The following is a 25,062-nucleotide window of genomic DNA, read 5'->3' as shown; positions in this document are numbered from 1 at the left end:
TGATGAATCTTATACTTGCTCAAATGATTGGTAGAAATCACTCTTGCCAAGAAAGAGAGAAGTCTGTCTCTATCACTTTCCCTTCAATTGGATTGTTTTGCTCAAACTGATTGATTTCGCTGCGTAGCCACTTAGCAAATAGCTGTATTTTTTGCCTTTTGTAATATCCTGCTGGTGCGCACATGTAGTAGGCAAAGCGAGGCTTTAGTGCGTGTTCACCGATTCGAACAAGCTTTCCCTCCTTGATGTACCTAATCGCGAGAGAGTGCTTGACTAATGCTACCCCTTGAACTGACAAAGCGCCTTCAAGTACAAAGTGTGAGCCGTTGTATTGTAATGTTGCACGGCTGTGCCTCTTACCTAAGGTGTTTAACCAGCGGTGCCAATCCATGTCTGGCCACTTGTCTTCAATCAAGTCCGCTTTTTCTAAGTCTTCGACCGAGTAAATCCCATGAAGTTGTTGATAGAGCGGATGGCAAACTGGGTAGACGACGTCGTCCATCAACCATTGGCTTTCAATATTGTGGTAGTTGCCTTCACCGTAGCGTATGCAGAGGTCGACGCTAGAGTCTTGAAAGGTGACTAATTCATTAGTGGGCTCTAGCAGCAAGGATATATCTGGGTGTTGTTCGCGGAATTCACCGATTCTAGGCACTAGCCAGTGCTGAGCAAATGAAGGCAGTGTTGAGATAGAGAGTTGGTTGGGGTTTGGGTCTTGATTGATGAGCCGGACGCCTGCTTGTAAATGTGCGAACCCCTTTTCAGCCTGTTCAAAGAGCAACTCTCCCTCATGCGTCAACACTATCTTTCGGTGCTGGCGAATAAATAAATCCGTCCCAAGCCAATCTTCAAGTTGGCGTATTTGTTGGCTAATCGCCGCCGCTGTAACGAACAGCGTTTCGGCCGCTTGTTTAAAGCTGCCACATTGAGCTGCGATATAGAAATAGTACATTCCTTGTAGCGGAGGTATTTTCTCTTTCACATTAGTGTTCCTTAACTGAATGTCAAATATCATCGTTTGAGAAACGAGTGGTTGTGACTGATTATTGTACAGGTAAACACGATAACGCAAGAGAAGGAGCTAGGTATGACTACATCAGCTATTTCGAGACAAGCAATCAGCCAACAAACTTTAGAAACAATAGTTAAGAAATTCTATGGCCAAATTAGATGCTGGCTGAGCAAGTCGCGTTCAAGAAAGCAACTCGCAGAGTTGCCTGATTATCTTCTTGATGATGTCGGTATTTCTAAGCATCAAGCTCGTACCGAGAGCCGACGAGTGTTCTGGGATTAACAATAAGTTTTTAGCTCACCTTCCTGTATGGTAGCGCCCTGATATCGAGTCGATATCAGGGCTTTTTTGTGATTAGCTAATGTGCTTATCGGATGGCATCAATCCGATTTCTTCGAATAACCAGTCGGAAAATACCTGACAACGAGCTAAGCGAGAGGAGCTGGGATCACTGCAGAGAGTAAAGCTTAGCCCCGGAGAAAGACCAATATCAAATGGCCTTACGAGTAACCCTTTTTCAATAAAGTCACTGGCCAGACTCTCTGAGGCTAAACAGACACCATGACCAGCAATTACAGCGCTTAATCCCATTTCGAACGTTGATACTTCCATCCATTGAATCGCATCTTTATCGACCCTGACTCCTGCGCAGGCAAACCAATCGTCCCATGTAAAGCTCTCAGAGCCGAAATGAACGAGCCAGCATTTTTGGAGTTGCTGTGGTGAGGTGAACTTCATTGACTTGGCTAGTTGAGGTGAACAGTATGCATAGATCTCTTCATCGATCAGAATTCGCGTCTCTATATCACTGCCTAAGTCAAATTCGTTGCCTTGGACAATAGCAATATCAACCTCCGAGTATTTTAGATCGGGCTTATCGCACGTTGTGTGCACTTTAATAGGAATTTCTGGATGATGCATCGAGAACTTCCACAGCCTAGGTAGCAGCCAACGGGAAGCGAAGGAGGGCGGAGAGCTCACATTGAGTAAACCATTGATGGGTTCACATTGGATTTGGTTTAAGCCCGTAATGATATGCTCGAAGCCGGTACAGACTTGCTGGTATAAGCTCTGGCCTTTATCCGTCAGAGCCATTTCTCGACCCTGTCGAATAAATAGCTTACAGCCTAATGCTTCCTCTAGTTGGCGTATTTTCTGACTCACAGCTGCTTGGCTAATGAAGAGCTCTTGTGCGGCCTTACTATAGCTGTTCATGCGTGCTGCAGCTTCGAAGTACCTCAATCCGGAGAGGTGTCTCAAGCGGTTGTCCATAACCCTATCTTATATAACGTGTAATGAATCGTTGTTCGTAATTGTAATCATGGCTGTCGATAATAACAACGAGTCACAGAGAAAGCTGTTAGGAGAGTGAGATGAGAATTGCGTTAGAGTGGGGTATGAACGTTGAGTTAAAGCTTGGTAAATCAATGTTTAGCTATCAGTTTGGAAAGCTGCTTAAATCAAATGATAAAGCTGACGTTGTCGATATCGTATCACTTAGTGAGCACATGCAACGTGATATCGGCGTTACCAATGATCAACATTTGACTAGGGATTATCTTAGATTAAAATAACTAGAAATTATGTCTATGACGACTCTTTATTTACGGTTGAGTTGGGTAGTTTGTGAATAGAAAAAGAGCGGCTAATCAGCCGCTCAACGTTATTTATTCTTCCCAAACAACCAGTTTGTCACTTGGCCAGTTATGACCTACTTCGTGGTATTTCTGCTCAAGGATATGACGCTTAATCTTCAAGGTTGGTGTGAGAACGCCGTTTTCAATACTCCAAGGTTCTTTGATCATCAACACGCCTTTAATTTTTTCATGAGAGGCAAGCTGTTGGTTCATTTTCTCGATCACGCGCTTAGTAGTGCGTTCGTATCGAGCGCGATCAAAGTTAGGGAAATCGTGTGGAACGACCAGTAGGATCGGGCCAGGAAGACCTAAACCAATCAGACACATCATCTCGACACGGCTGTACTCAAATAGTTTCTTCTCAATAGGCACCGGTGCAACGAATTTTCCTTTCGCCGTTTTAAAGGTATCTTTCTTACGTCCTTGAATCGTTAGGTAGCCTTCGCTATCTATCGCTCCGATATCACCAGTGTGTAGCCAACCATCGCTGTCGAAAGACTCTTGAGTTGCGATGTCATTCTTATAATAACCAGAGAATAAGCCTTGGCCGCGAACCATGATTTCATCGTCTTCAGCAATTTTGAGTTCAATCCCTGGGCCAGCGTTACCCACGCTGCCAATTTTATCGGCACGGAATGGGTAGTTGAGCGTGCTGTAGGCGAAAGACTCCGTCATGCCCCATGCTTCCGTGATGTTAAGGCCAACGCTGTGATACCAATTAAGTAACGCAGGCGAAACTGGTGCAGAGCCACAGCCTAATACCCGTGCCTGATCTAACCCTAAGCCATCTGCAAGTTTCTTTTTGATTAGTGAATTAACAAAAGGAATCTTGAGTAAGATGTTGAGTTTTTTCTGTGGCAGTTTGTCTTGAATTCGCTGCTGGAACAGTGTCCATAAACGTGGAACAGAAATGAACAGCGTCGGGCGCTGCATTTTTACGTCTTCGATAAAGGTATCGAGAGACTCAGGGAAAGCTGTTGGCACGCCCCCCATGATTGAAGAACCGAAAATATAAACACGCTCTGTAATATGAGCGAGTGGTAGATATGAGAACAGGCGATCATTTGGCTGAATGCCGATATGGTTGATCAACTGTTGCACTGACCAACTAAAGGCACCGTACGTGAGCATCGCGCCTTTTGGTAAGCCTGAAGTACCAGAGGTGTACACTAGCGACATTAGCTTTTCATCGTGATGTTCAGGGCGATCAGTGCTTGGTTCTGCTTTAGATATGATGTCTGTGAAGCTATGTTGACACTGTGGTGCGGTGTCATAAGGCAGGGAAATACTGATGAGATCTGGTAAAGCGGTCAGCACTTGCTGAGTTGCTGCCGGATCATCGAGTTTTCCGCCAATCAGCACCTTACTTTCACTGTGAGTAATACAGTATTCGATCGTGTCGGCGCCAGCTGTCGGGAAAATTGGAACGCTGACATAGTCACCGAGCATCATCGCTAAGTCACAAATAAACCATTCGGCACAGTTTTTTGATACTAAAGCGATTTTGTCGCCAGGTTGGGCACCCAGTTCTCGCAATGCTGATACCAAGCGCAAGGCTTTGTCGGCAACTTCAGCGTAGGTATATTCTACGAACTCGCGATTGATAATTTGTTTTAGATAAACCTCATTTGGGCGTTCCTCTGCCCATTTTAGGATCATCTCATTAGGTGGTGGGAGAGCACAGGTCGGTTTGCTTAACTCGTTAGGCTGAATCATTCTCTAACTCCGTGTTATTGGCAAATGATGTAATAATTATTATGTTAAGATCTTGTTAACTCTAGCATAGCGCATGGCCGCAAGAAAAGAGAGGAGAGGTGGGTTCATGTCGATAGAGTGATCTGCACCAAGTAAACTAACGTACTAAATAAAAACGTAATATTGGGTGTGCTTGGATGATAAAGCTAGTTAATACGTCGGAAGGTGCCTGGTGAAAAGCCGGTTTTCTTTTTGAAGATTCGAGAGAAGTAAGAAACGTCATTATAACCGCACTGATAAGCGACGAAGGCAATCTTGGTTTTCTTGTCTGCCAGTAACATCTTTTTCGCCAAAGCGATGCGTTTAGACATTAAATAGTCTCGAAAACTAATTCCTATTGCTTTATGGAAGACTTTAGAAAAGTAAGTCACTGAATAGTGACAGTAATCGGCAATATCTTCTTCACGGATTGATTTAGAAATATTTCCCTCTATATACCTAAGTACCTCGAGTAAATCTTTACTGATTTTGTTTTCACTTAAGTAAGGCTCTTTTTTGTGAATGTCCATAATGGACTGGTGATCTGAAAACTTATAGTGAATGTTTTTACTTAGCTCTTGTAACCAAGGGTCAATATCTTGTCCATTTAATTGGAAGCTATCATACACGGTGTCGAGCTCTAGTATTTCAGGGTTTACTTTATTTTTATATAGAATAATCAGGCTTTTGTTTAAGTTTTGGCACAACTTGACAGCGCTCAGTAATAGAGGGTAGTTGTTATCGATATCTAAAAAAAAGAAACAAAACTGGACATTATCTTCACTCACAATCGATATATCGTGACCACTTTCAATGACATGAAAGTATTTCTCAATGCTGAATAATGTGTCTTTTGGTAGATAGGATACCGATAAACCTATCCAGTGACCTGCATGTAAAACGTCCATCTAAAACCCAAATATGAATCCCATATGGCATAAGTGCCTACAACTTTAGATTAGAAGTTCATAAGGAAAGTGCAAGAAGCTGAAAGAAACAGCCGTTCAGATGTTAGAGAAGCCATGCCTCATATTTACTGCTGTATTTTTGCAATGCAAATCACATAAAATTCTATTTGTAGATCTTGTCAAGTATCAAAAGTGAGAATTTATCATTGAATGTGTAGTTGTCTCTGTGTGCAATATTTTTATGATAAATTTATCAGTAATTACTTGGGTATATGTGACTTATATTAGATTTTATGCATTGCTATTGTCTGCACTTCCAAGCATTTACGAATAACAAAATAGTCCTAAAGTTTACTTTTTAATTTGATATTAATGGCAAAAAAGTACCAGAAGAAGTCATAAAAATCCTAACTGTTAGTTTTATAAGTATCTAGATTAAGAAGTAAGCAATTAGATGGAATTGCTATTTGGAAGGAGACCAAGTTATGAATAATTTTATGAATAAAATGAAAGAGTTTTTAAATGATGAAGAAGGTTTGACGGTAGTTGAATATGTAGTCGGTGCTGGGTTGCTGGTTGGTGGTTTATCTCTGGTATTTCAATCCTTGAGTAGTACGCTTTCAACTGAGCTTGGGACGATATTTGATAGCTAACGGCAACATCGTCAGATTGCGTCTACTATTTATGATACTGATTTCTTGCTTCGTTTGATTCTACAAATTTAGTTAGAAATCAGTATCAAATTAGGGGGCGTTATGAAATATTTTCTAAATCAGTCATGTGGTTTTTGGCATGACCAAGAAGGTTTGACTGTCGTGGAGTATGTAGTGGGAGCTGGCTTCCTAGTCGTCGTTGTTTCTGCTGTCTTTTCTACTAGTGCATCAACCTTAATTGCCGAAATTGGCACTTTCTTTAGTTCTTAGTCTACTGCTTTCAACTGGCTTGTAGCTATAGAGGGGTAATGCATTTTGCATTTTCTTATCTGGTTAGGGTTTGTAATTGTCGCAGTCTATGACGCTAGAGAAAACCGAATTCCTAATGTGATGCTTTTAGGTATCCTAATTTTCTCATTCATTTTCAAAGCGCTTTCTACATCCCCGTTTTCTTTAATCATGTGGTCACTTATTGCTGGCTGCGTATTCTTTTTTGCTGCTTTAGCGTTGTACTTTATTCGAATGATGGCTCCCGGAGATGTCAAACTTTTAGGGGTCGTTGGGTTTGAGCTTGGCTGGGGAAATTTGCTAGAGGCTACCTACTGGATCGCTGTCTCTAGTGTTGTAATTGGTCTTTTCTACGCCCTCGCACGAACTACAGACTTACATCATTCAAGTAGGGAATTATTCAGTAAGTATTTTATAGTTTTTTCTTATGGTCCGTTAGCAGGAAAGGCGATTTCGTCTACAGTAAATAATAAGAATTCGAAATTGCGTATGCCATTTGCTCCAGTGGTTGTTATTGGATTGGCGATGCAGCAATACTTCTAAAACAAGGAGTCTCTATGGGTACGACAACCTCAGAAAGTCGGCATAGAGAAGAGTTAACGCCGCAGGCTTCTGCGCCCGAGGTACCTACATCGTTTGATGATTTAGGCATACCCAAAGTAGTTTTAGAAAACTTGTTAATTAAACAATTAGCAGCGTTTCCAAAATCCGATATTCTCCAACTCACCAAATTACTGGGTGTGAATAGTCACCTTATTGAAGACCTTATTGCAATACTTCGTAAAAAGTCACTTGTAGAGGTATTTCAGGCTGCTTCCGAAACTTTCCTTTCTCAGAATACTAGTGGTCATGTTCGCTATGCTTTGTCTGAGCAAGGAATGCAAGAGGCGGATATAGCCTTTGCCAAAGATGCCTATCTTGGTCCAGCACCAGTTTCTCTTAGGGATTACCAACAAATGGTTGGAGCGCAGGACGTGCGAGCTCAGACCGTCACCAAACAAGATGTAACCTATGCGTTGAGTGATGTGTATGGTGCAGAGCGGATGATTGGCGTGTTGGGGCCGGCTATTAATTCTGGACGAGCATTATTACTTTATGGCGATGCAGGTACAGGTAAAACGTTTGTCGCGACGAGAATCCTGAACTCATTGAATACCTCTGTGTACGTTCCTTATGCCGTCTACGCGGCAGGTAATATCATCAAGGTCTTTTCACCGCAACATCACCGTAAGGTGAACACGGGTGACGAAAGCATTAGCATTACTTTCAAAGATCAACACGATAGGCGCTGGGTGCTGTGTGAAAGGCCGAGTATCCAAGTTGGCGGTGAACTGACGATGGATATGCTTGAAGTGAACCACACCGAGCATAACCGAGTGTGGATGGCGCCATTACAGATGATGGCCAACAACGGCATCTTTATCATTGATGACTTGGGGCGCCAACCAATGCCCGTGGACACATTGCTTAACCGCTGGATTGTACCGATGGAGTATTTTTACGATTACCTTTCTTTACCCAACGGACAGCAAATAACCATTCCATTTATTCTTACACTGGCGTTCTCTTCTAACTTAGATCCACAGAAAATCGCCGACCCAGCTTTCTTGCGCCGCTTGGGCTATAAGATTCAGTTTTATGCACTGAAAGAAAATGAATACCACGCACTATGGGAGAAGATAGCGCAGGGGCGTGGCCTCAGTATTGAACTTGATACATTTGATAAATTATTTGGATTACATCGTCAGCATACCGTTGGCTATTACCCTTGTTTACCGAAAGACATTGTTGGGATTAGCCGAGACATTATTGCATTTGAAGAAGTCGAGCCAGTTATTACGCCAGAAATCCTAGCGAGGGCATGGGAAGTGTACTTCACCGCTGACGGCAAAGGAGGAGGCGAAAGATGAGTAGAAATCAAGTGATATTGTTGTTTTTGCTATCCATTATATTTGGTCTAGGAGCAGTATTTTTTGCCAAACAATGGATGGATAGGCAGCTTCAGCCACAAGTAGAAGTCGAGGTGGTTGAACGTGAACCTGTAATGATTGCATCGCAAGAAATTACGGCTGGTAGTGTGATTGAAGAGCAGCACATAACGAGTAAGTTGCTTGAGAAGGCATGGCGTGAAGAGTCTCAGTTTACCGTGCCAGAAGATTTGATTGGCCAGGTGGTTGCGACCACTATTCATAAAGGTGAAATCATTACGGCTCCTAGGCTAACTATTCCTGGTGAGGGCTCGACACTTGCGGCATTGATTCCTGAAAACATGCGGGCAGTGACCATAAGAGTTAACGATGTGATTGGTGTGGCGGGTTTCCTATTGCCAGGGAATCGCGTAGATATTCTCAATACGGTCAAATATGGCGCGCGTTCTGCGGCCACAACGACTGTGCTTAAAGATATTAAGGTGCTGGCGGTAGACCAAACTGCGAAGAGTAAAGAGAACAAACCCGTAATTGTTCGTGCAGTTACTTTGGAAGTCACGCCTAAGCAAGCTGAAAAGCTACTGACGGCAAAAAGCAAAGGTGAAATTCAGCTGACCTTGCGTAATCCACATGAGCCAGAAGAAAAAATCGTGAAATATAAAGCAGCACCAAGTGTCACGATTATTAAAGGTACTCAATCTACCAACATCAGAGTCAAGGACTGAGGTGATGTATGAGAATAATAATAACGGCATGTCTTATATTTCTATTCAGTGGTGCAGCTATATCTTCTACCCAAACGGGGAAAATTGTTAAGGTACCGCACCACAAATCTACTCACGTAAATCTAGCAGGCAAAGCTAAGAGAGTTTCTTTGGGCGATCCAGAGGTGTTGGACATTGTCATGCTCAAGTCTGATGAAGTCTTTCTGATTGGTAAGAAGCTAGGTTCGACCAACTTGATGGCTTGGGATAGTCGTGGGCAGCTTATCGAGTCTATCAACATAGAAGTCACCCATGATTTGAACAGCCTTAAGGCAAAACTGTATGAGTTTTTGCCAAACGAAAATATTGAAGTTCATAGTGCTCAAAATCGACTCATTCTCAGTGGACTTGTGAGTAACCAAGCCAATATGAATGTTGCTCTCCGGGTAGCTGAAACCTATTCAGCTGGTCAATCCGTAGATAAAGAAAATGAATCATTAAGTAAGCAGGTTGATCAAACTGGTGTGATTAACCTTATGTCTATTGGTGGCGCTCAACAAGTGATGTTAGAAGTGACGGTAGCAGAAGTGCAAAGAAGTTTAGTGCGTAAGTTCGACGCTAACTTTCACTTTTTTCAACAAAGTGGAGACTTTGGATGGGGAGCCACTACTGGAGGGGGGATCCTCGATGATGTAGGGGGCGCGATAGGTCCAATCTTCAGTAATCCAACCGTAGAAACTAGTGGTCTTTTAGGTGCATTTGTAGACAGCAATACTTTCTTTTCATTTGCGCTAGATGTGGCAAAACAAAATGGTAATGCGAAAGTATTAGCGGAACCAAACTTAACGGCATTAAGCGGCGCAAAAGCCGAGTTTTTAGCGGGTGGTGAATTTCCCATTCCAGTGCCCGACGAAGATGGTATTACTATCGAATATAAAGAATATGGTGTCGGCCTTAAGTTTATTCCAACAGTCATCAGCGATAAAAAGATTAACCTCAATTTGGCTGTCGATGTGAGTGAAATAGCTAACTCTAGCTCATTGACATTGAGTCCTGGTGGTACGAACGGAACGTATTTTATTCCGCCGATAACCCGACGTAGCGCGTCATCTACTTTGGAGTTAGCGGATGGGCAAACGATCGGTATCGCAGGCTTGCTGAGTGAAAATGTACGTGATGTAGCAACTAAAACCCCAGGTTTTGGTGATATTCCTGTTCTTGGGCAGCTGTTCAATAGCCAAGAGTATGTTTCGGGTGAAACAGAGCTCGTTATTCTTGTTACTCCAAGGTTAGCTAAGCCGGTTGATAGGAATAGAGTGACTCTACCTACTGATGCGTTTGTTGAGCCGAATGATGTGGAGTATTACTTACTAGGTAAGGGAGCTTATATCGCTGAGCCAAGCGAACCTTCACAACGCAACTATTCGCAGCAAGCGGATGCTTACACCGAAAGTTCACAAGGTGGTACTGAAGGTAGTTTTGGACATAGCTTATAGGAGTTAATGATGAGAACAGGAAAATGGATCGCATTTGTATTGTTTTGTGGCGCGTTTCTCACCGCTTGTGCCAATGAAGCACCGCTTGGGAGTCATGTTGTGCAGTTAAGGTCTGAGCAAATTTATAACTTAGATGCGACAAGAGATAACGTCGCGATTGTCCCCACTGGTAATGGGGAAAGAATGGAAGGAGCTTATCACTTATATACAGGACGTAAGAGTGACGGCCTGAAAGGGAGTGAGAGCCAAGTGCTGGAGTCTTTCGCGGATTAATAGCCAAGATTAGCTGGCTTAGACAGTTAAATACTGAAAGATGTTTGAGGACAGTTTCCCCATGGCGATACTTGTAAATCCTCAAAGCACCATGCTTGATTCTTAAGCAATTTTTTGTGAATGATGTTGTAAGTGGTTGTTATACCTTAGTGAGGCATATAACTAACATGAATTATCACAGCGAGTTGAAATCACATCTATACTTTTGTTATTACGCAAATTTGTCACTTAGAAGCATAACGAATCAACGTAGGTTATTCGGTTAGGGAGAACACTATGGGAGAAGCCGTGAAGCTGACAAGGAATGATGACAAGCAGTTGAGGCTGAAAACCAACTTAACGATCTGGGTATTCTATTCGAGTGATCGTTTCAAATTGCATATGGCCAATGAGCTGGCAAAGAGCAGTAGCGTTAACTTTGAGACTGTGTCTTTGCATAGTTTAGTGGTGGCCAACCTTGCCCAGTTTACCCCTCCGGATTTGATATTTGTTGAAACTGGCCCTAACTGGGCACAGAAAATTGTTGAACTTCAACAATACGAAATGCCCACTTCAGATGGCCATGAAGCGTCGCTAATCGTGTTTGGTAATGAAAGTGATAATGGAGCGCTTAAGATAGCGCTCCGAATTGGCGCGGCAGATTTCGTGTCTGATAAAGCCATTTTAGAAGAACTGATTCCAATGCTAAAAAATGTGGCAGAGGAAAAAGTGGCGAGCCGAAATTTAGGTGAGTTGTTTGTCTTCTTGAATACAAAAGGTGGCGCTGGAGCTTCAACACTCGCAGTCAATGCCGCAATAGAGATAGCCAGTCAGCATCCGGAAAAGGTACTACTTTTGGACTTAGACCTACAATTTGGTGTGATAGATGATTACTTGAATGTTTCTTCGCCCTATAGCTTGTCTGATGCTATCGCAAGTGTCGCCGACTTAGATGAAGTTTCTTTAAATAGCCTAGTCACAAAGCACTCTTCGGGATTACATGTTCTGGGGTTTAAGTACGAAAATAGCCATGAAAACTACGATAAAGCTCATCAAATAAGCAAATTGCTTCCTGTACTTAGAGAGATGTACCCATTTGTCATTGTTGATTTATCTCGTGGGTTAGACAGGCTCTTTGCGTCAGTGTTGGCACCCGCAAGCAAAGTATTCCTTATTACACAACAGAACCTAGTCGCAATTAAAAATACAACTCGTATTGCCAAACAATTAGCGTTTGAGTTTGGCATTGTGAGAGAACAAATTGAAGTGATCGTAAATCGATACGAGAAGCGTCAATCGATAAAATTGAAAGATATCGAAGGAACCATTGGGGGAGTTGTTGTGCACATGATCCCCAATGATTTTAAAGTTGCTATTGAAAGTGCCAACTTAGGACGGCCGTTTATTGAATCGAAAAAGAGCAGTGCAATTACTAAGTCTGTCGTCAAGTTTGCACACTCTTTATTGCCAGAAGTTGAAGATCAAAAAGGTTGGTTTAAACGACTATTTTCATAACGGACGGATTCCGACTACCAACGGGAATTTGCAATGTTCTTTAAAAGAAAAAATATAAACCCTGGACTGCAAGAAAAGTTAGACGCCGCAGAACGACAAGACCATCAGCAATCAGAAATGAGCCAAGCTGCTTTTGATGTTGAGGGCTCTCCGAGTGATGAACCTAAAATAGAACCGGATGAAAATGCGGCTCAACACCGAATGCAAGAAGCGAAAGCAAAAGAGCAGGCTGTTGAAGACGCACGTAAACAGCTGACGCAGGAGCTAGAAACCAAGCACTATTATCATCAGCGTCTGTTAGAAACTCTGGATTTAGGTCTGCTTGCAAGCTTAGATGAAGAGCGAGCGAAGAAAGATTTGCATGATGCCATCGTACAATTGATGGCCGACGATCAGACTCATGCTCTCAGCGCCGAAGGGCGTAAACGCGTAATTCAACAGATTGAAGATGAAGTGTTTGGGTTAGGACCTTTAGAGCCTCTTCTTAATGACTCAACCGTATCTGATATCTTGGTGAATGGGCCTAAAAGTGTGTTTGTTGAACGCCGAGGTAAGCTAGAGGCAACGCCATATACATTTTTAGATGACCGTCACTTACGTAATATTATTGATCGTATTGTAAGCCAAGTCGGTCGGCGTATTGATGAAGCTTCACCAATGGTTGATGCACGTTTGCTCGATGGCTCGCGTGTGAACGCAATTATCCCTCCCTTAGCTTTAGATGGCCCTTCAGTTTCGATTCGTCGCTTTGCAGTTGAGAAATTGAATATGGAAAATTTGCTAGGTTTTAACTCACTTTCGGAGCAGATGGCGAAGTTCGTTGAAGCCGCGGTGAAAGGAGAGCTCAATATCCTTATTTCAGGTGGTACTGGCTCAGGAAAAACCACCACATTGAATATTTTTTCCGGCTTTATTCCAAGCGATGACCGAATCATAACCATTGAAGACTCGGCAGAATTACAGCTTCAGCAACCCCATGTTGTGCGTTTGGAAACCCGACCTGCCAACCTAGAAGGGAAAGGTGAAATTACTCAGCGAGACTTGGTAAAAAACTCACTGCGTATGCGTCCAGACCGAGTGGTTCTAGGGGAGGTTCGGGGCAGTGAAGCGGTCGATATGCTTGCTGCTATGAATACAGGTCACGATGGGTCATTAGCGACCATTCACGCCAACACTCCTCGTGATGCCTTGAGCCGGGTCGAGAATATGTTTGCCATGGCAGGGTGGAATATGTCGACCAAAAACCTGCGTTCTCAAATCGCGTCTGCTATTCACTTAGTGGTGCAGATGGAGAGGCAGGAAGATGGTCGACGCAGGATGGTAAGTATTGCGGAGATAAATGGCATGGAAGGGGAGATCATCACCATGTCTGAGATCTTTAAGTTTCAGCGTCAAGGGATGGATGAAGAAGGAAATGTGATCGGCTATTTTACCGCGACAGGCGTGATCCCTGGTTGTCATGAGATGTTGTCGAAGAAAGGACTACACTTGCCTTTCGAGATCTTTAACGAGACTTTTCAATAGGAGGAGCGGATCATGGATGAAGACATTACTCTCTTTTTCGTATTGCTGTTCTTTGCTGTTGTATTTATTTCACAAGCGCTTATCTTGCCAGCAGCTGGTAGTAAAGCGAAACACAAAGAGCTCTCTCAGAGACTAAAAGACTCCCAAGCATCACTCGATGAAGAAGCTCGTTCATTGCTCCATGAGCATTACTTAAAAAGCTTAACGCCTTTGGATAGGAAGTTAGTTGAATTTAAGGTGTTTTCTTCAATTAAGAAATCCTTAGAGTTGTCAGGCTCGCATTGGACACTGACACAGACTTTAACCGTGACTGGGATTCTCTCAATTGTATTTGGCTTGCTCACCGCTATTCTCACTCAGCTTTTTTATATAGGCATATGCAGTTTTGTTGGCGTTTGGGTGATCATGCATATGTACCTTCAGAAGAAAATATCCGACAGGCTATCCGCTTTTGAAGAACAATTACCAGATGCTCTCGATATCATGCGTCGTATGCTACAGGCTGGTCAGCCCGTCACGCAGGCATTCAACGAGGTAGGTGTTGAAATGCCTCCGCCAATTGGTATCGAGTTCAAAAATACCTTTAATCTGTTGAACTATGGTTACGATATGCGCCTTGCCATCATGCAAATGGCTGAGCGAACACCTACGGTCTCAATGTTAGCGTTTTCCAGTGCGGTTATTTTGCAAAAGGAAACCGGTGGTAATTTATCTGAGAACCTAGAAAAAGTGTCTCGAGTATTGAGATCGCGATTTAAGCTGCAACGTAAAATCAAAACCATTTCTGCTGAGAGCCGAATGTCAGCATGGATATTGGTGCTTTCTCCTTTTATCTTATTCGTCGCTATGTCCTTTATTAATCCAGAGTACTTAACCCCTCTTTATGAAGATCCTCGTGGGATGAAATTGGTCACCGGTGGGATAGTGAGTTTGTTTATTGGTTCGATGTGGATCCGCAACATCATCAATTTCGAGGTGTAGTATGGACGCGCTTTTAGGTTCACTGAACAATTTTCAAATGAATGAGGAAATGCTCTATTTATTGCTGATCCTGCTATCAACGGTGTTTATGGTGGTATCAGTCGTTTTAGTTGTGATGGGAACTAAGAACCCTATCAAAAGAAAATTGGAACAAATTCGTAGCGAAAGTGGTGCCGAGAAGCTGAAAAAGTCGAGTAGGATTGATAATACTTTGGAGTCTTTGAGTCCTATGATGGCTCAGTCAAACTCTAAAGAGAGCGAGAGTTTACGCCATCAGTTAATGCATGCCGGGTACCATGATGCTAGCGCTTTGACCGTGTTCTACGCCATTAAAGCAGTGTGTTTAGTCTTTGGGTTAATGATTGCTGCTTTATTGTATTTCTTCCAACCTGAGATGAGTAACTTGCACTTGGCGATGATAGTCAGTGTTGGGATCGGTATTTACATCCCGAATCTTGGTTTGAGCCGAGTGGTGAGCAAACGTCAACGGAAAATTCGTGGTGGTGTACCTGATGCACTTGACTTGCTGGTGGTATGTACGGAATCCGGCTTAGGCTTTAACTCGGCACTGAGACGAGTGGCTGACGAGCTAATGATTTCACACCCCGATTTTGCCGATGAATTAGATACTGTGTGCTCGAAGATCAAAGCGGGCGTAGAAATGTCAGATGCGTTTGAAGAACTGGTAGAGCGCACAGGGGTTGAAGAGATTGTAGGGCTTGTGAAGATGCTGGCGCATGCTTCCAAAATTGGTGGCAGCATCTCGCAAACATTGCGTGATTATACGGAAGATTTCCGAGACCGAAGAAATCAAGAAGTAGAAGAAATCGCGGCAAAAATCCCAACTAAAATGATTTTTCCATTGTTGTTATTTATATGGCCATGTTTCTTCATTGTCGCTATCGGTCCCGCGATGCTATCGATTACCGCAACGTTAGGTAATTAAGGAATTATTATGAATGGATTCAGAAGGATACTAACTTCCACCCTTTTTATGCTTTTGGTGGCTTGTGCAGCACAGGAAGAAGAACAGAGCGCCTTTGATAGCCCTCTTTATGATGGTCGACCAGTCGACACGTTGACGTCAGAAGCGCCACCTTTAAATGAGAAAGAGGCAATTATGCGTGGTGATATCGCCCTCGCCAATCGCAATTTGGATTTAGCCTTGTATGAATACATCCGTTCACTGTCGTTTCCAGAAGCACAATACCAAGATAAGTCATTATATAACATTGGGCGAATCCATCAGTCTCGGGGGAGCTTAGCCTTAGCCGAAAAGGCGTATTTATTGGCGATTGAAGAAAACCCAAATAATGTCAAAGTACTAGAGCAGTTGGGCAGTATTTACTCCAAATCAGGCGATGTTGATCAAGGGTACAGTTATTTCTTGCGCGCTTTGAATGCAGACCAAGTTAGGTTGAAAAGTTCGAATACGTTAAAACAGGATGATTTGGTTAAAGCCGAAGATGTGGATGCATTAAAGGTAGATGGGGCATCTCCAGCGACGGCTTATATGGGGCTAGGTGTATTAACCGATATCAAAGCTCATCACGAGCTTGCGCAATCTTTTTATAATAAAGCATTAAAAATCAATCCAAAGTCGGTGAAGGGGCAGATGAATCTCGGTTATTCCTATTATATGACGGGAGATTATGACAACGCGTTACGTTACACCATGTCTGCACTAGAAATTGACCCGAATAATGAAAAAGCACAAAACAATTTGGCACTGATCTATCTTGGTAAAGGTGAAATAAAACGTGCTATTAATGTGTTCATGCGCCAGATGGATGCAGCTGAAGCGTTAAACAATGTGGGGTATTTTTTGATTTTGCAAGGCAAGCCAGATAAAGCCATACCGTATTTGCAACAAGCGATTGATAAGAAGCCCTCTTACTACAAGGTGGCCAATGAAAATTTAGAACGAGCACTTGCAGAGGTGAGAGCTAAATCCGTCCAAGAGCAAGACTTAGAAGAGAAGCCTACCAAAATCACGCAGTAACCTGCTTTCTAACAAATAACAAGGAGAGCGTTGTGCTCTCCTTGTTATCCGGTTCGCCGAACATTACCCGTTTACAGCATGCCAGTTACGGCTCCAGCTAGCATAAAGAACGCCACCATCCATACGATAGGCAGTTTCAGTTGCTTTAGTAAGTAGAAGCCAATCAAAATCAAGGCGATGTCTTGTGCACCAGCTACTGCGCTAGAAAAGACAGGTTGGTATAATGCTGCGACCAGTAAACCTACCACAGCAGCGTTTACGCCATTTATTGCGCCAGATACTTTGTGGTTTGCCGCTAATGCCTGCCAGTTCTTGAGTACACCAAGTAACAATAAAAAGCCAGGTAGGAACACGCCGATAGTCGCTATCAGAGCTCCGACAATAGGTGCTTGTGGCAGCAATTCATAGCCGATATAGGTGGCGAAGGTGAACATAGGCCCCGGAACTGCCTGCGCAGCTGCGTATCCGGTTAAGAAAGCGTCTTGTGTCAGTTGGTCACCGACAATGTTTTGCAGTAGTGGTAGAACGACATGGCCACCTCCAAACACTAAACTACCAGCTTGGAAGAAGTCACTAAACAATGCCAGTTCCGGCATTTTATAGGCGATAACAGGTAATCCAAATAGTAGAATTGCGAACAGTGCCAACGGCAGAATCGAAGGCTTAAATGTTTTGCTAGAGCCTTGAACTTCGCTGCCCAAGTATTTCACTCCGATCAGCGCCGCGACTACAAGTACTACCATTTGGGTGGCGATGCTAGGCGCGATCAGCAACGCTATAGCTGTGGCCACACACAAACCGACAGACAATTTATTCTGGCAGAAGTTTTTGTACATGCCCCAAGTCGCATCAGCAACCACGACAACAGCAAGTAGCTTCAATCCGTGTACAACACTTTGAAACAGCGTTGCCTCAGTCAGCTGGCTGCTCAACATAGCTAACGCCAACATGATCAGAATGGATGGCAGAGTGAAGCCTAAGAACGCCATACACGCGCCACCTAACCCTCCGCGTTTATAGCCTAGAGCGAATCCTACTTGGCTTGAGCCTGGGCCTGGCAAGAACTGGCTGAGCGCGACAATTTGTGCGTACTCTGTGTCATCTAGCCATTTTAGCTTTTCAACGAAGGTATTGCGGAAATACCCGATATGCGCTGCTGGTCCACCAAAGCTAATCCAGCCTAACCAAAAGAATGTTTTGAATATCGACAGCATGAGAGCGATCTCGTGTTAAGTAACTAAGCTCATTTTATGAAATGGTATAAGATGACTCAAATTGATAGTATTAATCTTAAATATGAATGAAATGGGATTGTTGATGAGTAAAGAAATGAACTGGAAGAGTGTTGACCTGAATTTACTGGTCACCTTCTCTCATCTTTATCGCCATCGCAGCGTGAGCGTTGCGGCGGCAAAAGCCTTTGTGAGTCAGTCTGCAATGAGCCACAGCTTATCGCGGCTCAGGGTTCTATTAGACGACACTCTATTTGAGCGAAAAGGGCACCATATGGAGCCAACGGAGCATGCTCATCATATAGCTCCAGTTGTAATGAGGCTGCTTGATACGGTTTCGTCTGAACTACTCTCGAGAGAACCTTTTGCGCCACAGAACTACTCTGGAATATGTCGGATTGGTTTAACGGACTATGCCGAGTTTATTTACGCCCCGATACTTTATGATGCTATTCGCAATGATGCTCCAAATGCTCAAATTAGCTTTATAAATGTTAACCGAAACAATTATTTAAAAGTGGCTGAACAAGAGAAGTTAGATGCTCTGATTGGCAGTATCCCTAATGTTGATGAGAGTTTCGAATCTCAAAAGCTCTATACAGAAGAGCATGTCTGCCTATATGACCCAAGCATAGTATCTATTGGAGGGGGGTTATCAGCGGAAACTTTTGCTTCCATTGACCAGGCATTGGTGAGCCCTGATGGTAGTTTGACGACTCAAGTTGATAAACGATTGGAAGAGTTGGGGTTAAAGCGTCAAGTGACGGTTGCTTCTCGAAACTTTCTGACAATTAGAAGCTTACTGAAAGGGCGGCGCTTAATTGCAATTGTGCCGAAGTTGATGGCAAAAAATGGTGCATTCAGTGATCACCTTGCGACAGCTGTCCCTCCTATTAATGTGCCTGATTTTGATATCTCTTTGCTGTGGTCGGTCAATCAACGTCAGGATGATAAGAATACTTGGCTGCGTTCAATCGTTATTTCGGCGTTATCTGCAAACTAATGGGGTCGACTTGGCAGTTATACCCTAACCAAAACTGGACTTTTAAATCTCTAGATTGAACTAAGTCGGGATAACTTAGTATACGTTGATACACTCGTTCAACGATAAATGCGCTGCTTATGATTGCGATGATAATAATCACAATATGTTTGAGTAGAGTAGTTTGTCCTAAGGTTTTACTTTTCAAAGATAAGTGTGTAGAAGTTAAGCCTTTTAAACTGGCCCAAAATATAGCAATGCTTAAGATTGCCAACAATTGACTTAATGGGGAGTCCAATACCCCAGACACTAAACTGTAGGCGAACCCTGCAAGTAGGCTAAGGCCTGTTACGCGAGTGAGTCGATGCGGTGTTTTCCAAACGGTAATCAGACATTGAAATAGCAATGCAAGGTAGCATACCAGTGGAATAAACCCCCAGTTAACCCACACCAATAGTGCAGAATTGTGGGGGCGACCAAATCGCTCGGATAAACAGACAAATGCATCGCCGCCCAATCCCCAAAAGCTAGATAGAGCAAGAGCCTCTAGCCATAATTTTATCCTGCCAGGTGAGCCGAGCCTAATACTAGACCAATCTAACTCACCACCGTGCAGTATGTATGCGGGAATAGGCGCAATTAGTAGCAGTTTTAAAATGTAGCCGAAAATTAAAGACTGAATAAGCAATACCATCACTTGACGACGCCAGTTAGACTCCAGCCAAGCCCAGATTAGTACTGCTGTCACGCCAGCAATGGCGATGCCTCTTGCATCCGTTGCTACTATACCCGCGACATTTAGCGCTGCAATAAATTGAAGTGAACGATAGTGTTTTTGCTTTCTTTTGGCTAATAGCGTCAGGTACATCAGTGGAATCAGCAGCCAAACTTGTACCTGATTGATAAAGCGTGGATTGATGAAGCTAAGCACCGAATGAATACTCTCTGGGTATTGGTAGTAGTTACGTAATCCTTGTCCAACGGCGATTGAGAGAAAAAGGAACACAGACATGACAATGAAGTATTGATAGCTCATGACCCTATGCTTGGTAACGATGGGAACCAAACACACACAGGTAATGCCTAAGCCAATAATGTAAAAGTAGTTGGCATGAGCGGGCCAGAAGTACAGCCCTTGCCAGTTGGCTAAGAAAGACAATGCAAAGAGTGTGGTAAGTAATAATCGAGTTACGGGATTAAGGGAAGTCAAAGTACGCCAGAATTGACGGCGCAATGAAGAAGACAAGACTAACGCAAGGCAGAAAGCTACGACTATCGTGCAAATAAATATTCTTTTAGTGTCGTACATTGCAAGCGCATCTGCGCGTGTGAAAACAGTATTGAAGCTGAAAAAAAGACAGCCGAGGAGGATTAATGCTAGGGCAGATCGAGATAGAGAGTTCTGTTCGTTCATATCTGGCTACACTTTTGATTATTCTAACAGTGTAGACCAGATTGGCTGAAGTTTTCGGCCTGTAGGCTAGGGTTATAGCGAAAACTTAACCCAGCGTTTTTGCCTCCAGCGCCTAGCCATGATGATGCCGCGCAGCCACTCATCCATAGCAATTGCCATCCATGCGCCAAATACACCATAACTCCAATGCACACCGAGTAGGTAGCTCATGCCGACACCAATGCCCCACATGCTGATAATCCCCATTTGTACAGGGAACTTAATGTCGCCGGTAGCTTTTAGCGCAGAGATAAAGATAAGATTAAACACGCGCCCAGCTTCTAAGATAATAGAACCTGCAATTAAGCTGGCGGTGAGCGCTGTTATCTCAGGTTCCTCCGTAAAGAGCGCAATAACATCGAAGCGGAATAGATACACAAGTGCACAGAAGGAGACGGAAGCGATAAATCCGACCACAAAGTACTTCTGTACCATGACCAATATTTTATCAGCCCAGCCTTTACCTACGTAGTACCCAACCTGAATCTGACTGGCTTGTCCCAGTGCCAATGAAAACGCAAAGCTAATTCGGGCGATATTTTGTGCATAGGTGAAAGCGGCCAGAGAAGCGGTTCCCATTTGCACGACAAAGAACATGATGGTGATTTGTGCAACGTTGTAAGACAGTACTTCCCCTGCGTTCATGCCGCCAATTTTTAAAATTTTACGGTAGATATCTTTTGGGATCTCACGGTAGCGCGAAAACGGGAGTTCGATGCCTTTAGAACGCATGGATACCCAAAGCATTACTGTCGCCAGTACTTGGCTGATGACAGTCGCAATGGCTACCCCTTCGACACCATATACTGGTAATCCAAAAGGCTGATATAAGGCAATATAGTTACCCGCTATGTTAAACACACCAGCAATCAGGTTGATCACCATTGGCGAGCGAGAAAATCCATGGCTGCGTAATATGGTTGCGAAGACAATACCAACGGTGACGTTAAAGGTCATCGCGCCACTAATAATCAAATACTCATGCGCATACTGCTCGACTTGAGCTTCTAACCCGTAGAGCGGCAAAAAGTATTCGGCGCCGATCACCGCCAACACACTTAACAAGAGTCCTACCCCCACCGACAGCAGAATACTAGCCACGCCAACATAGGCGGAATCTTGGGTTCGGCCTGAGCCATTGTATTGTGCGATGAGGATGCCAGTTCCACTGCTGACCATCGAAGAGACAATGATCAAAAAGAATGACAGCTGGGCAATGACCCCGACGGCAGAAACGGCTTTGTCGGAATAACCACTGAGCATAAAGACATCACTGGTGTTGAGTGCTGTCCTTAGCAATACTTCGATGAAAATTGGCCAAGTAAGGGCAACAATATTCATTCGTTTGTTCATGGTTGATTCTGAGTTCGGCATTCGAGTCGCTCATAAAAAAGTTAACGGGCTATTTTAATCGAGTGAGGAAGCGCTGAAAATCCCATTTTGTCAGGGAGTGGTAATGTTTACACTCCAGATAGAAAAAAGGGCACTGAGTTCAAGACTCTGTGCCCTTTGATGAAACATTTGGCTTGTGTTTCACACTTCAAACTGTGTTGAGCTACTCAATACGTAGGCCTGAAGCGTCGAATAAGTGGCAATCACCCTGTTTGCAGCTCAGCGCAATTTTCTGGAACTTTTCGACTTCTTGATCGCCCGGTAGGTGAACTTTAAAACCATCGACTCCACATGATTGGCCAAACATATAAGTGCTGTTACCCAAGCGCTCAACCACCTCGCTTTGGAACTCTAGTTTGACTTCAAGGTCATGGTGTATTTCTAGGTGTTCTGGGCGAATTCCTAGTGTCAGTTTGTCACCACTGCTCAGTGAGCTTTGTGTCGCAGGTAACTGGATAACGGTATTGTCTTGGGTAACGAGCGTGAGTTGTGTCGGGCTGCTGTGCTCAACTGTGGTTGGGATGAAGTTCATTTTTGGTGAGCCGATAAAGCCCGCGACAAACTCATTTCTTGGCGTATGGTAAAGCTCTAATGGCGAACCCACCTGTTCGACCTGGCCGTCTTTTAATACCACGATCTTGTCGGCTAGCGTCATTGCCTCGACCTGATCGTGAGTAACGTAAATCATAGTGTTTTGCAGATCTTGATGAAGTTTCGCAATTTGTAAGCGCATATCGACACGAAGTTCTGCGTCTAAATTCGACAATGGTTCATCAAACAGGAACACTTTAGGGTTGCGTACAATCGCACGCCCAATAGCGACACGTTGCCTTTGACCACCTGATAACTCTTTTGGCTTGCGTTTCAGAAGATGGTCTAGCTGCAGGGTTTTTGCTGCACTAGAGACTTGTTTATCGATGAACTCTTTTGGGTGCCCGTTCATTTTGAGGCCAAAACCCATGTTTTCTTCCACCGACATATGCGGGTAAAGGGCGTAGGATTGGAATACCATTGCCACCCCACGTTCAGCGGGATCAATCTCATTCACTACTTCATTATCGATGCTCAGCTCACCTTCGGTGATCTCTTCTAGGCCCGCGATAAGGCGCAATAAAGTGGATTTACCGCAGCCTGACGGTCCAACAAACACCACAAACTCGCCATTTTCGATTTCTAGGTCGACACCATGAATGGTTTGAACGTCACCGAAGCGCTTTTTGATCTGTTTTAAGCTGATATCCGCCATATCTACTCCTTGCATAATGGCATGTGAACTTGATGAATAAGCACTTAGATGAATGTCTGTAAGTGTGCTCATTTTCCTGTCTATAAAACATACGCCTTTCATTGTTTTTTGTTACTCATGGCTAGCTAATTATTGATCTCTGTCATGTATTTTTACCGAAATTTAATCATTTTTGTGGAAACGTTTACAAAAAGAGCTCTTATATTGTGAAAATAATAAATAATGTGGCTAGTATTTGTTCAGGTGTTAGATAAAACTTCGGCTTTTGCTTTCTAGTGGTCTACTTTTAGTGAGTGGATTTTTACCAAAGTAACTCGCCGAATGTGACAAGGAGTCACGTGAAATGGAGCAATCTGTGAAAACGATATACCCAGAAAATCGTCTTCCATCATCGAAACGCAAAGCAAGGATCAGCATTAAGCTATCTCCTTGGTTATTTCTTGCGCCAGCGATGGTGATCTTCGCGGTTTATGTGGTTTACCCCATTCTCGACAGTATTTGGTTGAGCTTTTTTGAATGGGATGGGCTAGGTGAAAAGCAATGGGTCGGATTGGATAACTATCGAGAGTTGTTTGACTCTGATGCGTTCTATACCTCTCTAAAAAACAATTTCCTATGGTTGGTGTTCTTTATGCTAGCGCCACCGATAGGGCTCGCCATTGCTTTGTTCCTTAACCAGCAGGTAAGAGGAATACGCGTTGTTAAATCATTATTCTTCTTTCCTTTTGTTATCTCGCAAGTGGTGGTCGGCTTAGTTTTCGCTTGGTTTTATGACCCTTCATTTGGCTTATTCAACATTGTTCTCGGTGGCTTCGGTATTGAACCAATTTCCATCTTAGCTAATGAAGACTACGTGACGTACGGCATTATCGCCGCGGGCTTATGGCCGCAGATTTCCTATTGCATGATTTTGTATCTCACAGGCCTTAACAACCTCGATCCAGAACAGATCGAAGCGGCAAGGCTGGATGGAGCTAAGAAGTGGCGCATGTTGTGGTATGTGGTACTGCCACAGTTACGCCCTGCAACGTTCATTGCGGTCGTTGTTACTGTTATTGGTGCACTGCGTTCGTTCGACTTAGTTGCCACCATGACGGCGGGTGGTCCGTGGGGAAGCTCTACGGTACTCGCGTACCAAATGTATGAAGAATCTATTTTTAATTATCGAATGGGCTATGGTGCGGCTGTCTCTGTGGTGCTGTTTTTAATCATGGATGTGTATATCGCGTACTTCTTGTGGCGTATGTTAAGGAGTGAAAAATAATGTTTCCGCAACCGATACAAAAATCAGGACGCTTCACCAACATTAGCTACCGAGTAGCGCTGCCAATTTCGATTGTGATGTGGCTGCTGCCATTGATCGCGGTAATGATGACTTCCATTCGTTCAATGGAAGACATTAACACAGGTAACTATTGGGGTTGGCCGACTGAAATCCAGTTCTTAGAAAACTACAGCCAAGTCTTTACCTCCACCTCAATGGGGCAATACCTGATCAATAGTTTGATGATCACGCTGCCTGCTGTTGCAGGAGCTGTTGCGCTGTCTACTTTGGCAGGGTTTGCGCTAGCGAAGTACAACTTCAAAGCTAATGTATGGATCTTCGCGATGTTCATCGCGGGTAACTTTGTGCCGTTCCAAATTTTAATGATTCCGGTACGTGACCTCACCATTAGCTTTGGTTTGTACGACACTCACTGGGCGTTAATTTTCTTCCACATTGCCTTTCAAGCCGGCTTTTGTACCTTGTTCATGCGTAACTTTATCGTCGGCATTCCTGACGCACTTATAGAGGCTGCGCGCGTGGAAGGGGTCACGGAATGGAAAATCTTTTGGCACGTTGTATTGCCGTTGGTTCGTCCTGCCTTAGCGGCGCTTGCCGTGCTTGTCTTTACCTTTATCTGGAACGATTTCTTCTGGGCATTGGTATTGGTTCAGAGTGATGAAGTGAGGCCGGTCACCGCGGGGCTGAGTTCGCTGCAAGGGCAGTGGCTAGCGTCTTGGCAACTGATGTCGGCCGGCGCAGTGGTCGCAGCGATTCCACCAGTGGTGCTGTTCTTTACGATGCAAAAACACTTTATTGCCGGTTTAACACTCGGTGCAACCAAAGGTTAACAAGATTC

General features: G+C 43.8%; 25 protein-coding genes. 17 read left to right on the top strand and 8 right to left on the bottom strand.

Annotated features, from left to right (window positions below; translation table 11 throughout):
- Positions 1-37: 37 nt before the first annotated feature.
- Positions 38-982, bottom strand: coding sequence for a LysR substrate-binding domain-containing protein (locus J4N42_RS11385; RefSeq protein ID WP_252028052.1), 945 nt, complete (start codon positions 980-982; stop codon positions 38-40).
- Between the two features lie 105 nt (positions 983-1,087).
- On the opposite strand from J4N42_RS11385, the gene J4N42_RS11380 reads away from it, so the two are divergent.
- Positions 1,088-1,294: a DUF1127 domain-containing protein gene (locus J4N42_RS11380; protein WP_252028050.1), complete on the top strand. Its 207-nt coding sequence runs from the start codon at positions 1,088-1,090 to the stop codon at positions 1,292-1,294.
- 72 nt (positions 1,295-1,366) lie between these two features.
- Here J4N42_RS11380 and J4N42_RS11375 read toward each other — a convergent pair whose 3' ends face one another.
- On the bottom strand, positions 1,367-2,284 hold the full coding sequence (locus J4N42_RS11375) for a LysR substrate-binding domain-containing protein (protein WP_252028048.1): 918 nt from the start codon (positions 2,282-2,284) through the stop codon (positions 1,367-1,369).
- Positions 2,285-2,385: 101 nt separating this feature from the next.
- Here J4N42_RS11375 and J4N42_RS11370 point away from each other — a divergent pair, with 101 nt between their 5' ends.
- Complete coding sequence (locus J4N42_RS11370; protein ID WP_252028046.1) at positions 2,386-2,586, top strand: hypothetical protein; 201 nt, start codon at positions 2,386-2,388, stop codon at positions 2,584-2,586.
- Between the two features lie 93 nt (positions 2,587-2,679).
- Here J4N42_RS11370 and J4N42_RS11365 read toward each other — a convergent pair whose 3' ends face one another.
- Positions 2,680-4,365, bottom strand: coding sequence for an AMP-binding protein (locus tag J4N42_RS11365; protein ID WP_252028044.1), 1,686 nt, complete (start codon positions 4,363-4,365; stop codon positions 2,680-2,682).
- Between the two features lie 185 nt (positions 4,366-4,550).
- Entirely contained in the window at positions 4,551-5,291 is a 741-nt protein-coding gene (locus J4N42_RS11360; RefSeq protein ID WP_252028043.1) for a helix-turn-helix domain-containing protein, read from the bottom strand.
- A 485-nt stretch (positions 5,292-5,776) separates the two neighbouring features.
- On the opposite strand from J4N42_RS11360, the gene J4N42_RS11355 reads away from it, so the two are divergent.
- The 12 genes from J4N42_RS11355 (at position 5,777) to J4N42_RS11300 (ending at position 16,634) form a co-directional block, all read left to right on the top strand.
- Positions 5,777-5,944, top strand: coding sequence for a Flp family type IVb pilin (locus J4N42_RS11355; RefSeq protein WP_252028041.1), 168 nt, complete (start codon positions 5,777-5,779; stop codon positions 5,942-5,944).
- 102 nt (positions 5,945-6,046) lie between these two features.
- Positions 6,047-6,214, top strand: coding sequence for a Flp family type IVb pilin (locus J4N42_RS11350; RefSeq protein ID WP_252028039.1), 168 nt, complete (start codon positions 6,047-6,049; stop codon positions 6,212-6,214).
- 45 nt (positions 6,215-6,259) lie between these two features.
- On the top strand, positions 6,260-6,775 hold the full coding sequence (locus J4N42_RS11345; protein ID WP_252028038.1) for an A24 family peptidase: 516 nt from the start codon (positions 6,260-6,262) through the stop codon (positions 6,773-6,775).
- 14 nt (positions 6,776-6,789) lie between these two features.
- Positions 6,790-8,142, top strand: a complete 1,353-nt coding sequence (locus J4N42_RS11340; protein ID WP_252028036.1) for a DUF8689 domain-containing protein — start codon at positions 6,790-6,792, stop codon at positions 8,140-8,142.
- Positions 8,139-8,885, top strand: a complete 747-nt coding sequence (gene cpaB, locus J4N42_RS11335; protein ID WP_252028034.1) for a Flp pilus assembly protein CpaB — start codon at positions 8,139-8,141, stop codon at positions 8,883-8,885. The genes J4N42_RS11340 and cpaB overlap by 4 nt, the downstream gene beginning before the upstream one ends.
- Before the next feature lie 8 nt (positions 8,886-8,893).
- Positions 8,894-10,360: a type II and III secretion system protein family protein gene (locus J4N42_RS11330; RefSeq protein WP_252028032.1), complete on the top strand. Its 1,467-nt coding sequence runs from the start codon at positions 8,894-8,896 to the stop codon at positions 10,358-10,360.
- Between the two features lie 6 nt (positions 10,361-10,366).
- Complete coding sequence (locus tag J4N42_RS11325) at positions 10,367-10,633, top strand: hypothetical protein (protein ID WP_353505329.1); 267 nt, start codon at positions 10,367-10,369, stop codon at positions 10,631-10,633.
- A gap of 276 nt (positions 10,634-10,909) precedes the next feature.
- On the top strand, positions 10,910-12,127 hold the full coding sequence (locus J4N42_RS11320; RefSeq protein WP_252028031.1) for a CpaE/TadZ family protein: 1,218 nt from the start codon (positions 10,910-10,912) through the stop codon (positions 12,125-12,127).
- Between the two features lie 33 nt (positions 12,128-12,160).
- On the top strand, positions 12,161-13,651 hold the full coding sequence (locus J4N42_RS11315) for a TadA family conjugal transfer-associated ATPase (RefSeq protein WP_252028028.1): 1,491 nt from the start codon (positions 12,161-12,163) through the stop codon (positions 13,649-13,651).
- 12 nt (positions 13,652-13,663) lie between these two features.
- The gene (locus J4N42_RS11310; protein ID WP_252028027.1) at positions 13,664-14,632 is read left to right on the top strand and encodes a type II secretion system F family protein; all 969 of its coding nucleotides are present in this window, start codon (positions 13,664-13,666) and stop codon (positions 14,630-14,632) included.
- A 1-nt stretch (position 14,633) separates the two neighbouring features.
- On the top strand, positions 14,634-15,578 hold the full coding sequence (locus J4N42_RS11305; protein WP_252028025.1) for a type II secretion system F family protein: 945 nt from the start codon (positions 14,634-14,636) through the stop codon (positions 15,576-15,578).
- 9 nt (positions 15,579-15,587) lie between these two features.
- Entirely contained in the window at positions 15,588-16,634 is a 1,047-nt protein-coding gene (locus J4N42_RS11300) for a tetratricopeptide repeat protein (RefSeq protein ID WP_252028023.1), read from the top strand.
- A gap of 71 nt (positions 16,635-16,705) precedes the next feature.
- Here the strand turns inward: J4N42_RS11300 and chrA are convergent, their stop codons facing one another.
- Complete coding sequence (chrA, locus tag J4N42_RS11295; RefSeq protein ID WP_252028022.1) at positions 16,706-17,848, bottom strand: chromate efflux transporter; 1,143 nt, start codon at positions 17,846-17,848, stop codon at positions 16,706-16,708.
- Positions 17,849-17,951: 103 nt separating this feature from the next.
- On the opposite strand from chrA, the gene J4N42_RS11290 reads away from it, so the two are divergent.
- On the top strand, positions 17,952-18,869 hold the full coding sequence (locus J4N42_RS11290; protein ID WP_252028020.1) for a LysR family transcriptional regulator: 918 nt from the start codon (positions 17,952-17,954) through the stop codon (positions 18,867-18,869).
- Here the strand turns inward: J4N42_RS11290 and J4N42_RS11285 are convergent.
- From J4N42_RS11285 to J4N42_RS11275, 3 genes are all read right to left on the bottom strand, one after another.
- Positions 18,844-20,157 carry an O-antigen ligase family protein gene (locus J4N42_RS11285; RefSeq protein WP_252028018.1) on the bottom strand — a complete coding sequence of 438 codons (1,314 nt, stop codon included), beginning with the start codon at positions 20,155-20,157 and terminating at the stop codon, positions 18,844-18,846. The two genes, J4N42_RS11290 and J4N42_RS11285, sit on opposite strands and share 26 nt — an antisense overlap.
- 177 nt (positions 20,158-20,334) lie before the next feature.
- A complete protein-coding gene (locus tag J4N42_RS11280; protein WP_252028017.1) occupies positions 20,335-21,675 on the bottom strand; it encodes an MATE family efflux transporter in 1,341 nt (446 codons plus the stop codon).
- 181 nt (positions 21,676-21,856) lie between these two features.
- Entirely contained in the window at positions 21,857-22,939 is a 1,083-nt protein-coding gene (locus J4N42_RS11275) for an ABC transporter ATP-binding protein (RefSeq protein WP_252030833.1), read from the bottom strand.
- 343 nt (positions 22,940-23,282) lie between these two features.
- Here J4N42_RS11275 and J4N42_RS11270 point away from each other — a divergent pair, with 343 nt between their 5' ends.
- Together J4N42_RS11270 and J4N42_RS11265 are read left to right on the top strand one after the other, a co-directional pair.
- The gene (locus J4N42_RS11270) at positions 23,283-24,203 is read left to right on the top strand and encodes a carbohydrate ABC transporter permease (protein WP_252028016.1); all 921 of its coding nucleotides are present in this window, start codon (positions 23,283-23,285) and stop codon (positions 24,201-24,203) included.
- Positions 24,203-25,054: a carbohydrate ABC transporter permease gene (locus tag J4N42_RS11265; RefSeq protein WP_252028015.1), complete on the top strand. Its 852-nt coding sequence runs from the start codon at positions 24,203-24,205 to the stop codon at positions 25,052-25,054. The genes J4N42_RS11270 and J4N42_RS11265 overlap by 1 nt, the downstream gene beginning before the upstream one ends.
- The last annotated feature ends 8 nt before the right edge of the window (positions 25,055-25,062 follow it).

The organism is Vibrio sp. SCSIO 43135 (genome assembly GCF_023716665.1).
Lineage (GTDB): Bacteria > Pseudomonadota > Gammaproteobacteria > Enterobacterales > Vibrionaceae > Vibrio > Vibrio paucivorans.
This window is presented reverse-complemented; position numbering and strand designations above follow the sequence as displayed.

Bases quoted from the DNA above. Each gene is read 5' to 3' on its own strand.
- J4N42_RS11380 (WP_252028050.1), top strand. From the start codon at position 1,088: ATGACTACATCAGCTATTTCGAGACAAGCAATCAGCCAACAAACTTTA.
- J4N42_RS11375 (WP_252028048.1), bottom strand. From the start codon at position 2,284: ATGGACAACCGCTTGAGACACCTCTCCGGATTGAGGTACTTCGAAGCT.
- J4N42_RS11370 (WP_252028046.1), top strand. From the start codon at position 2,386: ATGAGAATTGCGTTAGAGTGGGGTATGAACGTTGAGTTAAAGCTTGGT.
- J4N42_RS11365 (WP_252028044.1), bottom strand. From the start codon at position 4,365: ATGATTCAGCCTAACGAGTTAAGCAAACCGACCTGTGCTCTCCCACCA.
- J4N42_RS11360 (WP_252028043.1), bottom strand. From the start codon at position 5,291: ATGGACGTTTTACATGCAGGTCACTGGATAGGTTTATCGGTATCCTAT.
- J4N42_RS11355 (WP_252028041.1), top strand. From the start codon at position 5,777: ATGAATAATTTTATGAATAAAATGAAAGAGTTTTTAAATGATGAAGAA.
- J4N42_RS11350 (WP_252028039.1), top strand. From the start codon at position 6,047: ATGAAATATTTTCTAAATCAGTCATGTGGTTTTTGGCATGACCAAGAA.
- J4N42_RS11340 (WP_252028036.1), top strand. From the start codon at position 6,790: ATGGGTACGACAACCTCAGAAAGTCGGCATAGAGAAGAGTTAACGCCG.
- cpaB (WP_252028034.1), top strand. From the start codon at position 8,139: ATGAGTAGAAATCAAGTGATATTGTTGTTTTTGCTATCCATTATATTT.
- J4N42_RS11330 (WP_252028032.1), top strand. From the start codon at position 8,894: ATGAGAATAATAATAACGGCATGTCTTATATTTCTATTCAGTGGTGCA.
- J4N42_RS11325 (WP_353505329.1), top strand. From the start codon at position 10,367: ATGATGAGAACAGGAAAATGGATCGCATTTGTATTGTTTTGTGGCGCG.
- J4N42_RS11320 (WP_252028031.1), top strand. From the start codon at position 10,910: ATGGGAGAAGCCGTGAAGCTGACAAGGAATGATGACAAGCAGTTGAGG.
- J4N42_RS11315 (WP_252028028.1), top strand. From the start codon at position 12,161: ATGTTCTTTAAAAGAAAAAATATAAACCCTGGACTGCAAGAAAAGTTA.
- J4N42_RS11310 (WP_252028027.1), top strand. From the start codon at position 13,664: ATGGATGAAGACATTACTCTCTTTTTCGTATTGCTGTTCTTTGCTGTT.
- J4N42_RS11305 (WP_252028025.1), top strand. From the start codon at position 14,634: ATGGACGCGCTTTTAGGTTCACTGAACAATTTTCAAATGAATGAGGAA.
- J4N42_RS11300 (WP_252028023.1), top strand. From the start codon at position 15,588: ATGAATGGATTCAGAAGGATACTAACTTCCACCCTTTTTATGCTTTTG.
- chrA (WP_252028022.1), bottom strand. From the start codon at position 17,848: ATGCTGTCGATATTCAAAACATTCTTTTGGTTAGGCTGGATTAGCTTT.
- J4N42_RS11290 (WP_252028020.1), top strand. From the start codon at position 17,952: ATGAGTAAAGAAATGAACTGGAAGAGTGTTGACCTGAATTTACTGGTC.
- J4N42_RS11285 (WP_252028018.1), bottom strand. From the start codon at position 20,157: ATGTACGACACTAAAAGAATATTTATTTGCACGATAGTCGTAGCTTTC.
- J4N42_RS11280 (WP_252028017.1), bottom strand. From the start codon at position 21,675: ATGCCGAACTCAGAATCAACCATGAACAAACGAATGAATATTGTTGCC.
- J4N42_RS11275 (WP_252030833.1), bottom strand. From the start codon at position 22,939: ATGGCGGATATCAGCTTAAAACAGATCAAAAAGCGCTTCGGTGACGTT.
- J4N42_RS11270 (WP_252028016.1), top strand. From the start codon at position 23,283: ATGGAGCAATCTGTGAAAACGATATACCCAGAAAATCGTCTTCCATCA.
- J4N42_RS11265 (WP_252028015.1), top strand. From the start codon at position 24,203: ATGTTTCCGCAACCGATACAAAAATCAGGACGCTTCACCAACATTAGC.